The sequence below is a fragment of the Bacteroides cellulosilyticus DSM 14838 genome (assembly GCF_000158035.1).
In the GTDB taxonomy this organism is placed as follows: domain Bacteria; phylum Bacteroidota; class Bacteroidia; order Bacteroidales; family Bacteroidaceae; genus Bacteroides; species Bacteroides cellulosilyticus.
This window is the reverse complement of sequence record NZ_EQ973489.1, coordinates 336168-346908: the sequence shown is the minus strand read 5'-3', so window position 1 is coordinate 346908 and position 10741 is coordinate 336168. Positions and strand designations below refer to the sequence as shown.

15 protein-coding genes are annotated in these 10741 nt (G+C 42.1%); 7 read left to right on the top strand and 8 right to left on the bottom strand.

Annotated features, from left to right (window positions below; all coding sequences use genetic code 11):
* Positions 1–47 precede the first annotated feature (47 nt).
* On the top strand, positions 48–233 hold the full coding sequence (locus BACCELL_RS27730) for an outer membrane beta-barrel protein (RefSeq protein ID WP_428829204.1): 186 nt from the start codon (positions 48–50) through the stop codon (positions 231–233).
* 168 nt (positions 234–401) lie between these two features.
* Positions 402–1523 carry an ATP-binding protein gene (locus tag BACCELL_RS04060; RefSeq protein ID WP_007210289.1) on the top strand — a complete coding sequence of 374 codons (1122 nt, stop codon included), beginning with the start codon at positions 402–404 and terminating at the stop codon, positions 1521–1523.
* Here BACCELL_RS04060 and BACCELL_RS04055 read toward each other — a convergent pair.
* From BACCELL_RS04055 to mtaB, 5 genes are read right to left on the bottom strand one after another with little or no spacing between them, the layout of a single operon-like run.
* A complete protein-coding gene (locus BACCELL_RS04055; RefSeq protein WP_044153283.1) occupies positions 1518–1745 on the bottom strand; it encodes a hypothetical protein in 228 nt (75 codons plus the stop codon). The two genes, BACCELL_RS04060 and BACCELL_RS04055, sit on opposite strands and share 6 nt — an antisense overlap.
* A gap of 45 nt (positions 1746–1790) precedes the next feature.
* Positions 1791–2312, bottom strand: a complete 522-nt coding sequence (locus tag BACCELL_RS04050) for a methylglyoxal synthase (RefSeq protein WP_007210287.1) — start codon at positions 2310–2312, stop codon at positions 1791–1793.
* A 44-nt stretch (positions 2313–2356) separates the two neighbouring features.
* On the bottom strand, positions 2357–3373 hold the full coding sequence (locus tag BACCELL_RS04045) for a glycosyltransferase family 2 protein (protein WP_007210286.1): 1017 nt from the start codon (positions 3371–3373) through the stop codon (positions 2357–2359).
* Entirely contained in the window at positions 3366–4268 is a 903-nt protein-coding gene (locus BACCELL_RS04040; RefSeq protein WP_007210285.1) for a lysophospholipid acyltransferase family protein, read from the bottom strand. The genes BACCELL_RS04045 and BACCELL_RS04040 overlap by 8 nt, the downstream gene beginning before the upstream one ends.
* A gap of 17 nt (positions 4269–4285) precedes the next feature.
* The gene (mtaB, locus tag BACCELL_RS04035) at positions 4286–5605 is read right to left on the bottom strand and encodes a tRNA (N(6)-L-threonylcarbamoyladenosine(37)-C(2))-methylthiotransferase MtaB (RefSeq protein ID WP_007210284.1); all 1320 of its coding nucleotides are present in this window, start codon (positions 5603–5605) and stop codon (positions 4286–4288) included.
* A gap of 86 nt (positions 5606–5691) precedes the next feature.
* Here mtaB and BACCELL_RS04030 point away from each other — a divergent pair, with 86 nt between their 5' ends.
* The 3 genes from BACCELL_RS04030 to BACCELL_RS04020 all read left to right on the top strand — a co-directional run bounded on the left by BACCELL_RS04030 (position 5692) and on the right by BACCELL_RS04020 (position 8599).
* Positions 5692–7365 (top strand): long-chain fatty acid--CoA ligase, encoded by a 1674-nt coding sequence (locus BACCELL_RS04030; protein WP_007218926.1) that lies wholly within the window; start codon positions 5692–5694, stop codon positions 7363–7365.
* Positions 7366–7524: 159 nt separating this feature from the next.
* A complete protein-coding gene (locus BACCELL_RS04025) occupies positions 7525–7716 on the top strand; it encodes a PG1828 family lipoprotein (RefSeq protein ID WP_007210281.1) in 192 nt (63 codons plus the stop codon).
* Between the two features lie 172 nt (positions 7717–7888).
* Positions 7889–8599, top strand: a complete 711-nt coding sequence (locus BACCELL_RS04020) for a hypothetical protein (RefSeq protein ID WP_007210280.1) — start codon at positions 7889–7891, stop codon at positions 8597–8599.
* Between the two features lie 73 nt (positions 8600–8672).
* Here the strand turns inward: BACCELL_RS04020 and rplI are convergent, their stop codons facing one another.
* The 3 genes from rplI to rpsF are packed head-to-tail and all read right to left on the bottom strand — an operon-like array spanning position 8673 to position 9754.
* A complete protein-coding gene (gene rplI, locus BACCELL_RS04015) occupies positions 8673–9122 on the bottom strand; it encodes a 50S ribosomal protein L9 (protein ID WP_007210279.1) in 450 nt (149 codons plus the stop codon).
* 15 nt (positions 9123–9137) lie between these two features.
* Positions 9138–9407 carry a 30S ribosomal protein S18 gene (gene rpsR, locus BACCELL_RS04010; RefSeq protein ID WP_007210278.1) on the bottom strand — a complete coding sequence of 90 codons (270 nt, stop codon included), beginning with the start codon at positions 9405–9407 and terminating at the stop codon, positions 9138–9140.
* A 2-nt stretch (positions 9408–9409) separates the two neighbouring features.
* Positions 9410–9754 (bottom strand): 30S ribosomal protein S6, encoded by a 345-nt coding sequence (gene rpsF / locus BACCELL_RS04005; protein WP_007210277.1) that lies wholly within the window; start codon positions 9752–9754, stop codon positions 9410–9412.
* Between the two features lie 159 nt (positions 9755–9913).
* On the opposite strand from rpsF, the gene BACCELL_RS04000 reads away from it, so the two are divergent.
* Together BACCELL_RS04000 and BACCELL_RS26785 are read left to right on the top strand one after the other, a co-directional pair.
* Positions 9914–10360, top strand: a complete 447-nt coding sequence (locus tag BACCELL_RS04000; RefSeq protein WP_007210276.1) for a MarR family winged helix-turn-helix transcriptional regulator — start codon at positions 9914–9916, stop codon at positions 10358–10360.
* 168 nt (positions 10361–10528) lie between these two features.
* A complete protein-coding gene (locus BACCELL_RS26785) occupies positions 10529–10705 on the top strand; it encodes a hypothetical protein (RefSeq protein ID WP_022209392.1) in 177 nt (58 codons plus the stop codon).
* Positions 10706–10741: the final 36 nt, after the last annotated feature.

Below are 10741 nucleotides of genomic sequence, written 5' to 3'. Positions count from 1 at the left end.
AAAGAGAAATCTTATAGAAACGGAAAAAGTTTCACACTGAAAGTGACATTTTTAGTGATAAATATGGGTATAAAAGATTCGATTGGGGATGCGGATTCAATGTCGGTGTAGAATATGCAAAGCATTTTCAACTCTCATTTGGAGCTGATTGGAGTTTAATGAACGTATCTAAAGCTAACGACTATACATACAAAAACAGAAGCTTCACTTTCTCTTTGGGATATTTATACTAAAACAAACCGAACAAAGAGCAACTGAAAAACACCATCTTCAGATTATACAATAGTTACATTTCCAAAAATATCATGTTTTTTACGGATTTCATTCCGTAAAAAACATGATATTTTTGGATTTGCGTTTATTATCTGTTATCTTTGCTTTCAGAAAAAAGCAATAAGAGTATGATAACAAGAGTATTAGAAGAAAGCATACGAAATAAATTGGGACAAGATAAAGCCATTGTCATCATGGGGGCACGCCAAGTAGGTAAGACTACCCTATTGAAACATCTGTTCAAAGAAAAAGAAGGTATATTGTGGCTCAATGGAGACGAACAGGATACTCGTGCACTTTTTGAAAACATCTCAGCAACGCGTTTGAAGTATATCTTCGGCAATAATAAAACTGTTATCATAGATGAAGCACAACGAATTGAAGACATTGGGATAAGACTTAAACTCATCACAGACCAACTGCCGGACATTCAGCTGATAGCAACCGGAAGTTCTTCCTTCGATCTTGCCAACAAAATCAATGAACCACTGACCGGAAGGAAATGGGAATATAAAATGTATCCCCTCTCCTTTGAAGAGATGGTTAATCATCATGGACTTATGGATGAGAAAAGACTACTTCCCCACCGACTGGTATATGGCTATTATCCGGACGTAGTGAACCATCCCGGCTCAGAGGTTGAAATTCTGAAACAACTTTCCGACAGTTATTTATATAAGGATATCCTGGATTGGGAACATATAAAGAAAGCCGACAAAATAGTAAAACTTTTACAAGCTCTTGCTTTCCAAGTAGGTTCCGAAGTTTCATATAATGAATTAGGGCAACTGTGTGATTTAGATCCAAAGACAGTGGAACGTTATGTCATTTTATTGGAGCAATCATATATCATCTTCCGCTTAGGATCTTTCAGCCGTAATTTACGAAATGAGCTAAAGAGTAGCCGGAAAATATATTTCTATGACAACGGCATCCGCAATGCGGTTATCGCCAACTTTGCATTAGCCGAAACCCGCCCTGATATTGGAGCATTATTCGAAAACTTTATAGTATCGGAACGAATGAAGTTTTTGCATTACCACTGCCTATGGTATAATACATGGTTCTGGCGCACCACTGCCATGCAAGAAATTGACTTCATTGAAGAAGGCAACGGGCAACTGGCAGCTTATGAGTTTAAATGGAATCCAAAGAGAATCGCCAAAGTTCCAAAAACATTCACTAACAGTTACCCGAACGCTACATTCAAGGTTATCACGCGAGATAATATAGAGGAATTTCTATTATAATATCACCGACCGCCGGTTATTACAGAAGTAACTACCGGAAAAATCTTTGGCATGCGCACCCTTCTTCAACCGCCCGTAAATAAACTTCCGGTTCTCTTTCGAGAGTTGGGCAGCAATAGATTTCCATACCATACGGATGCGTGGAAGCTCGGGAAAGTCGTCCTTATTTTTGTTATAACTATCCGAAAGCTTCACATAGAAAGGGGGGGAAGGACTTTCCAATATGAAGCCCTTCTCCCCCTTTTTATTCTTATCGGAGAACTTACTTTATCCTCTCTTTTTCTTCCGTTTTTTTGCAGACTCCACTGCCTCGGCAACCACCGGTTTATTTTCAAATCGTTTGGTATAGCCGGTGTAATCCGGAATAGTGCGTTCATACGTCGGATCAACGAATAGCGGGCTTGAAATAATATGGTCTGCCGTACTACGGTTACAGCAAAAAACGATATTCTCAACACCGGCAAGACGAGTCAGCGCTTTCACATCCGTATCGTGCGGCTGCAACGTCATAGGATCAGTGAAGAAGAAAAGATAATCAATCTCGCCATCCACAATGCGAGATCCCATTTGCTGGTCACCACCCAAAGGACCGGATTTCAAAATGGTAAAATCCCACTCAACATCGGGATGCTTTTCCTTAAGAGCCTCAAGAATAAGAGTTCCCGTAGTACCTGTACAGTAAAACTTGTGCCCCATGAGCAATTCTGAGTTCCAGAGAACCCACTCTATGAGGTCTTTCTTCATGGCGTCGTGCGCCACCAGTCCAATCTTTCTAACTAATTTTGTCATAAGGCAATACGTTTAAATAATAAACAATCGGTAAAAAGAAAAAGCTATAATTGCGAGAAAAATTTCTTTCCACGTAAATAATACTGTGCCAAGATACTGCTTTTTGTCCATTCCGGTATCACGGAAAGGGAAGTTTTTTTCAGGTTCTCTTCACGTGCAGGAGTAAAAGAAGAACGTAACAAACGATATTCACGCCGTGCGCGAAGAACTGCCAATGCATTGGGGAACTGTAGTTTAAGTATAAAACTCAATGCAGCTATATAGTCAAGAACTGCACGGGTACGCATCACGGAAGCAAAATCCTTGGATGGCAGGTTCTTGTAAAGCATGACAAGATTATTACGAAAATTGAGGAAAGTCTTTCGGGGATTCTCTTTCTTCAGCGTAGCACCGCCTACATGGTAAACCACACTTTGCGGCACACAGGCAATCTGGCGGCCACGTGCACGAAGCCGCCAGCAAAGATCAATCTCTTCCATGTGGGCAAAGAAACGTCCATCCAATCCACCGACTTCACGATAATCTTTCAGGCGGATAAATAAAGCTGCACCTGTAGCCCAAAAGACGGGAATGATAGTGTCATATTGTCCCCTATCCTCTTCTACCACACCCATAATCCGACCACGACAGAACGGATAGCCGTAACGATCAAGAAAACCACCCGCCGCACCGGCATACTCAAACATCTCCTTCTGCCTCCAACTGCGTATCTTCGGTTGGCAAGCCGCCGCTTCAGGATGAGCATCCATATAGTCAACCAGTGGCTGAAGCCAATGTTCCGTCACCTCCACATCTGAATTGAGAAGTACTACATACTCGGCATCGACCTCTTGCAATGCCATATTATAACCATCAGCGAAACCTTGATTTTCTTCCAACAGAATCAATCGGACGGTAAGGAATTCACGACAAAGCATATCAACAGATGCATCCGTAGAACCATTATCAGCAACATACACTACCGCACCGTCCGCTTCAGAAAAGCGTACTACGGAAGGAAGAAACGAGCGGAGCATATCGCACCCGTTCCAGTTTAATATGACAACTGCTATCTTATTCATGCTGTTTCTTCAAATCTTCCCGTGTGAGTTTCCACCGTTTATGCGACCAGAACCAATAAGCAGGAGCACGGCGAATGGTCTGCTCCAAGCGACGCACAAATAGTTCGGTTATTTCTCCCTCGGCAGTTTGCTTCGGGGTTTCAGTCAACAGATCAAAGTATGCTTTGCAATATCCTCTACCCCGTTTTTCCAATTCACAATAAAAAACAGGATAATTCATCATTCTGGCAATACGTTCACCACCATCCATAAATACGGTATCCTGATTCAGGAAAGTTGTCCAGTGATGGGCTTCATTGCGATTGGGAGACTGATCGGTAATCAGTCCGATCACTACATGCTTCCCTTCACGGCGCAACCGGATTACTTCGCGGGCAGTGGAATGTTTCGGTACATTATAGCCACCATGACGGGCACGGATGATCTTGAACATTTCATCCATATACTTGTTTCGCAAAGGTTTATACACTTGCAATGGTACGTCTTCCGGCTTCATGAAGGCTCCCATCGCCGTCAGCCACTCAAAATTGGCATAATGGGGAATGAGTACAACGATACCTCCATGTTTTTCGAGCATGGCAAGATATTCTTCAGTATTACCATACTCCATACGACGGGAAAGGTCTTCGAACGACATACGCATCATCTTTATTTCTTCCAGCATATAGTCGCAGATATAGCGATAAAACTCACGCTCAATCTCGCGCAGTTCAGCCTCGGATTTTTCAGGAAAAGAATTCTTCAGATTCTTACGAACTACCTTACGACGATAATGCACCACATGACGCATCAAAAAACAAACCCCATCGGACAATATATAAAGTGCCCGAAAAGGAAGCAGAGCCAGAAGCCACATGCCAGCGTAAGTCAGCCAGTAGACAAGTTTCGATTTCATACTTTTCTTATACCTTATTATAATAGCACCATTCCCTGCAACGCCGTTCCGTCTTCATTAAAATCGCCCAAACGAACAGGCACCACCTGATTATCCAATGTATCATTGTGGGGAACCTCCACACGGATATAGTTAGCAGTGAAGCCATGCATAGGAGTTCCCGGCTTGGAACGTTCCAACAACACAGGCAGGGTTTGTCCGATATGACGGGCATAGAATGCATGCGTCTTTTCGTCCGAAAGTTCCAACAGGCGCTGACTCCGACGGTGTTTTTCCTCGGGAGTTACCACATGGTCTATCTTTAATGCCTGCGTACCCGGACGTTCGGAGTAGCTAAACACATGAAGCTGGGTCACATCCAGGCTTTTGATAAATTCGTAGGCCTGCTCAAAATATTCATCCGTTTCACCACGTGTGCCCACAATCACATCCACACCGATAAAAGCGTCGGGCATCACTTCTTTCACTTTCCGCACTTTGGAAGCGAAAAGTTCCGTATCATATCGCCGGCGCATCAGCTTCAGCACTTCGTCACTACCGGACTGCAACGGAATATGGAAATGAGGCATGAAACTGCGGGAATGAGAAACGAATTCTATGATCTCGTCAGTCAGCAAATTGGGCTCTATGGAGGAAATTCGGTAGCGCTCAATGCCTTCCACTTCATCCAGCGCCTTCACCAGATTGAAGAAAGTTTCTCCGGTAGTTTTACCGAAATCCCCGATATTGACACCCGTCAGCACAATTTCTTTTCCTCCCTCGGCCGCAGCCTGGCGGGCTTGTTCCACCATGGATGCAATTGTTCCATTGCGACTCCGCCCGCGGGCGAAAGGAATGGTACAGTAAGAGCAGAAATAATCGCAACCATCCTGTACTTTCAGAAAATAACGGGTACGGTCGCCACGTGAGCACGACGGTGCAAACGAATGGATATCTTTCAGCGCCGAAGCATAAGCTTCTCCCGACTCATTCTTTTGCAGGTTGCCGAGATATTGAAGCAAATCTTTTTTCTGTTCGGCACCAAGCACCACATCCACACCCTCAATCTTTGCAACGGTTTCGGGTTTCAACTGGGCATAACATCCGGTCACAACCACGAAAGCCCCCGGATGTTGCTTCACCAGACGATGGATAGCCTGGCGGCATTTCTTATCCGCCACTTCCGTCACCGAGCAAGTGTTCACCACACAAATGTCTGCTTTCTCGCCTTTACGTGCCGTACGCACACCTGCATCCCGCAAAATCTTACCGATAGTAGAGGTTTCCGAGAAGTTCAACTTACAACCTAATGTATAGTAAACCGCTGTCTTATCTTGAAATATATTGGTATCAATCATATCTATTCTAAACACATTTCTGCTACAAAGTTACATATAATTATTAGATTTTTTCTACTTTTGCACAAATCATCAATTTTCGTGCAATGATACAAGAGAACTTTATCAAACTCTACGAGCAGAGTTTCCGTGAAAACTGGGACCTTCCTTGCTATACCGATTACGGTGAAGACGAGAGTTATTCCTATGGACAAGTGGCGCAAGAGATAGCCAAATTGCACTTGCTATTCAAACATTGCAGCTTGCGCCGGGGCGACAAAATTGCTATTATCGGTAAGAACAATGCCCGTTGGTGCATCGCTTATATGGCCACCATCACTTACGGAGCTATCGTTGTTCCCATTCTTCAAGATTTTAATCCGAATGATGTACATCATATCGTCAACCACTCCGAGTCTGTTTTCCTCTTTACGAGCGATTCCATCTGGGAACATCTGGAAGAAGAACGCCTGGCCGGATTGCGTGCCGTATTCTCCCTTTCCGATTTCCGTTGCCTGCATCAGCGCGACGGTGAAACAATCAATCGTTTCCTCAAACACCTGGATGAAGAAATGCACATAACTTATCCGAAAGGTTTCCACCGGGAAGACGTGCAGTATACCACTCTTTCCAATGATAAGGTAATGCTGCTGAACTATACCTCGGGCACCACCGGTTTCAGTAAGGGCGTGATGCTGACAGGAAACAATCTCGCAGGAAATGTCACTTTCGGTATCCGCACCGAGTTGTTGAAAAAGGGAGATAAAGTACTATCCTTCTTACCCTTGGCTCACGCCTACGGTTGCGCTTTCGACTTTCTTACAGCTACTGCCGTGGGTACTCACGTCACACTTTTGGGCAAAGTCCCCTCTCCAAAGATTCTGATGAAGGCCTTCGAAGAGGTAAAACCCAGCTTGATTATTACCGTGCCACTCGTTATCGAGAAAATCTATAAGAATGTCATTCAACCTATTATAAATAAAAAGACTATGAAATGGGCACTCAGCATTCCTTTGCTCGACGGACAAATCTATGGGCAAATCCGGAAGAAACTGATAGATGCTTTGGGCGGCCGTTTCAAAGAAGTCATTATCGGCGGTGCTGCCATGAACCCGGAAGTGGAAGAATTCTTCCATCGCATCAAGTTCCCGTTCACCATCGGTTATGGCATGACGGAGTGTGCGCCGTTAATCAGTTACGCTCCCTGGAACGAATTCATCCCGACTTCTTCCGGGCGAGTGCTCGACATCATGGAAGCCCGTATCTACAAAGAAAATCCGGAGGCAGAAATCGGCGAAATCCAGGTACGCGGCGAAAATGTAATGACAGGTTATTATAAAAATCCGGAAGCCACTAAAGAAGTCTTCACCGAAGACGGCTGGCTACGTACCGGTGACTTAGGTAAACTGGATGAAAAAGGAAACCTCTATATTCGTGGCCGCAGTAAGACCATGATCCTGAGTTCCAGCGGACAAAACATCTTCCCCGAAGAAATCGAAGCACGTCTCAACAACCTGCCTTTCGTACTGGAAAGTCTCGTTATCGAACGCAATAAAAAACTGGTAGCCTTAGTCTATGCAGATTACGAAGCTTTGGATTCCCTTGGACTGAACCAAGAGGAAAACCTCAAAACCATCATGAACGAGAACTTGAAGAACCTGAATAGCAGTGTAGCCAGTTACGAGAAAGTCAGCCAGATTCAGCTCTATCCTACCGAGTTTGAGAAAACTCCTAAAAGGAGCATCAAACGCTACTTATATAACAGTATTGCAGAAGATTAGTATGTTATTAAACATACAAAAAGTAATCAAAAGGGGCTAACCTCCAAAAAAAACATAAAAAAAGTTGGGATTTGGAGAACAACATATTGAAAAAGTACATACCTTTGCAGCGTTTTAATAAAGCAATTGATTGTATTACGTTTTTAAAAAGCAAAGAAAATGAAAAAATTAGTTTTGATGGCCGTAGCTATCGTAGCAGTATCTTTCGCATCTTGTGGTAACAAACAAGCTGACGCTGAAAAAGCAGCAGCAGATTCTATCCGTATTGCTGATTCAATCGCAGCAGTAGAAGAAGCAGCCGCAGCAGCTGATACTGTAGCAGTAGATAGCGCAGCAGTTGTAGCTGAATAATTCAGAACAACACACTGAGAGAATTGAAAGTCTGACGTGCGAAAGCACGAACAGACTTTTTTTTTATACCCATTTGTACCATCCCAAAGATACTTCAGTGATTCATCACTTTTCCTATTTGATTAGTTCTGAAAATCCTTATCTTTGCTAAGATACATATTATGCTAATATTATGAATACAAAACTGATAGAAAAAATTAAGCGATCAGCTATCAAGGGAAGATTAGGTGATTTCATCTGCAATTTCATTGCAGTCGTACTGGGTATTGCAATCACTTTCGTGGGAAGTGATATGATTCAGGAGCACAATAAGAAAAAAGAGGTGGCACAGGCCCTGCAGTTGGTCAAAAGTGAATTACTTATTAACCGGGAAACAATAGAAGAGATGATGAAAATCGAAAAAATCAACAAAGAAGGTGCATGCTACCTGCTTCAATACAAAGACAAAATGAATGAAGCATCCTCCGACTCTCTGAATTACTACGGCTATTTCCCATTCCAATCACAAGATTTTCTTCCAGTCACCGATGCTATGGAAATGCTCAGAGCTTCTTCTGTCATGCAAAATATTAAAAATAAAGAGCTTGCTGTCGAAATCATCCAGGCCTATGCTGTAATAAAAAATGCACATCTTTTTTATGAAGGATTCTCCAAAGCAAAAGAGACAGCGGTAGAGAAATGCGTCAGTCAGCAAGAATTTAGAAAAATTTCTAATGAAAATAAGTCACTAAGAGAAATCTTGGAATTCACCATCCTCCTCCCGGAAGGGTTTGCTGCCATGCGGCAAATCTCTTTTGTACATGATGACCCACATCTCACATACAGCCACTACATGAAACTAATTGATGAAACAATTACTTTTATTGATAAAGAATACAATTAGAACTAACCAGTCAGTAAATAAAAAAGCCCGGCCTCCTTTCGGAAACCGGGCTTCTTTTATATATGAAGTTTAATTATGCTTCTTCAGCAACAACTTCGAAAGGAATCTCTACAGAAACTTCCTTGTGCAGCTTAACGATAGCTTTGTACTGGCCAACTTCTTTCACAGCGTCTTTTACAACGATGATCTTACGGTCAATTTCATGACCTAACTTAGCCAATTCTTCTGCAATCTGGATGTTACCAACAGAACCGAAGATAGTACCGGTTGAGCTAACTTTAGTAGCGATCTTCAAAGATACGCCTTCCAATTTAGCTGCCAATGCTTCAGCATCCTTCTTGATTTTTTCCAATTTGTGAGCACGTTGCTTCAAATCTTCAGCCAACATTTTCTTTGCAGCAGGAGAAGCAATTACAGCTTTACCTGTCGGGATGAGGTAGTTACGACCATAACCGGACTTAACAGTTACGATGTCGTTCTTATAACCCAAGTTTACAATGTCTTCTTTCAATATAATTTCCATACTTTCCTCCTCCTATTATTTCATCATGTCAGTTACATAAGGCAACAAAGCCAAGTGACGGGCTCTCTTTACAGCTTGAGCTACACGACGTTGGAACTTCAAAGAAGTACCGGTGATGCGACGCGGAAGGATTTTACCTTGCTCATTCAAGAATTTCTTCAAGAATTCAGGATCCTTATAGTCGATATACTTAATACCACTCTTTTTGAAACGGCAGTATTTTTTCTTCTTAACGTCCACTGACGGCGGAGTTAAATATCTGATTTCTGATTGAACTTGTGCCATGATTAATCCTCCTTTTTAGTTGATTTAACACTTCTTCTCTTCGCAGCGTATTCAGCAGCGTACTTGTCTTGCTTGAAAGTCAAGAAACGGATAACGCGCTCATCACGACGGAAGTTAAGCTCTAACTTGTCAATAACAGTAGGGTCTGCATTGAACTCAATCAGCTGATAGAAACCAGTTGACTTCTTCTGGATAGGATATGCCAGTTTTTTCAGTCCCCAGTTTTCCTCATTTACGATCTCAGCACCTTCAGCAGTAAGGATGCCTTTGAATTTTTCTACCGCTTCCTTCATCTGAACATCAGACAAAACGGGAGTTAAAATGAAAACGGTTTCGTATTGATTCATACTTGTTTAATTAATGAATTAATAATTCGTTTAAAAATTTGCGGTGCAAAGGTAGGGATTTTATTTTGATCTACAAACATTTAATGTTTTTTTGTGCCTGAAGGTAGGATTTATCATAGAAGTGACTTACCTTTGCAAAGTTGTTTAAACAATAATTTCATGATCGAGCAATTTAACTTTGACATCCGGCTGATTTTTGCCATCCTGAATGGTAAAGTTTCCGCCGCAATCAACCGAAAACTGTCCCGTAACTTCCGCCAGAACGGTTTGGAGATTACTCCGGAACAATGGACTGTCCTCATCTTTTTGTGGGAAAAAGACGGAGTGACGCAACAAGAGTTGTGCAATGCAACTTTTAAAGACAAGCCCAGTATGACACGCCTGATTGATAACATGGAACGTCAACATCTGGTAGTCCGTATCTCGGATAAAAAAGACCGCCGCACCAATCTTATCCACCTCACCAAAGATGGAAAAGAACTGGAAGAACGCGCACGGGTAATCGCTAACCAAACTTTAAAAGAAGCATTACGCGGCATTACCGTAGAAGAACTGAGCATAAGCCAGGAAGTATTGAGAAAAATATTTTTCAATACGAAAGACTGAAATTCAGTGATCAGCGATTAGGGTTTAGTGATTAATAATCTTCGTTTTTCATTCGTCATTCTTCATTCTTTATTAAAATATGGTTTTTTTGCAAAAATAATTTCGCTTGTTAAAGAATTATGCTTTTCTTTGTGACAAGAATATAATAATCTATTAAAATACACACACATGAAAGGTTTATTAAAAAATCTGGGCTTGATATTAGTCTTGGTGGGAGCTGTAATCTTGGTTGCATGTTCCTTTACCGGTAATGTAAACAACAATACCATTTTAGGTACTTCAGCTGTTTTGATGGTACTGGGATTGATTACATACATTATCATCAATAAGAAATTGGCAGACTAATCGTCAGAAAAAGAATAAAAAAGGCGGTTGCTTTGG

Excerpts from the sequence above, each read along its gene's own strand:
- BACCELL_RS04060 (WP_007210289.1), top strand. The coding sequence starts at position 402 with ATGATAACAAGAGTATTAGAAGAAAGCATACGAAATAAATTGGGACAA.
- BACCELL_RS04050 (WP_007210287.1), bottom strand. The coding sequence starts at position 2,312 with ATGACAAAATTAGTTAGAAAGATTGGACTGGTGGCGCACGACGCCATG.
- BACCELL_RS04045 (WP_007210286.1), bottom strand. The coding sequence starts at position 3,373 with ATGAATAAGATAGCAGTTGTCATATTAAACTGGAACGGGTGCGATATG.
- BACCELL_RS04040 (WP_007210285.1), bottom strand. The coding sequence starts at position 4,268 with ATGAAATCGAAACTTGTCTACTGGCTGACTTACGCTGGCATGTGGCTT.
- mtaB (WP_007210284.1), bottom strand. The coding sequence starts at position 5,605 with ATGATTGATACCAATATATTTCAAGATAAGACAGCGGTTTACTATACA.
- BACCELL_RS04030 (WP_007218926.1), top strand. The coding sequence starts at position 5,692 with ATGATACAAGAGAACTTTATCAAACTCTACGAGCAGAGTTTCCGTGAA.
- BACCELL_RS04025 (WP_007210281.1), top strand. The coding sequence starts at position 7,525 with ATGAAAAAATTAGTTTTGATGGCCGTAGCTATCGTAGCAGTATCTTTC.
- BACCELL_RS04020 (WP_007210280.1), top strand. The coding sequence starts at position 7,889 with ATGAATACAAAACTGATAGAAAAAATTAAGCGATCAGCTATCAAGGGA.
- rplI (WP_007210279.1), bottom strand. The coding sequence starts at position 9,122 with ATGGAAATTATATTGAAAGAAGACATTGTAAACTTGGGTTATAAGAAC.
- rpsR (WP_007210278.1), bottom strand. The coding sequence starts at position 9,407 with ATGGCACAAGTTCAATCAGAAATCAGATATTTAACTCCGCCGTCAGTG.
- rpsF (WP_007210277.1), bottom strand. The coding sequence starts at position 9,754 with ATGAATCAATACGAAACCGTTTTCATTTTAACTCCCGTTTTGTCTGAT.
- BACCELL_RS04000 (WP_007210276.1), top strand. The coding sequence starts at position 9,914 with ATGATCGAGCAATTTAACTTTGACATCCGGCTGATTTTTGCCATCCTG.
- BACCELL_RS26785 (WP_022209392.1), top strand. The coding sequence starts at position 10,529 with ATGAAAGGTTTATTAAAAAATCTGGGCTTGATATTAGTCTTGGTGGGA.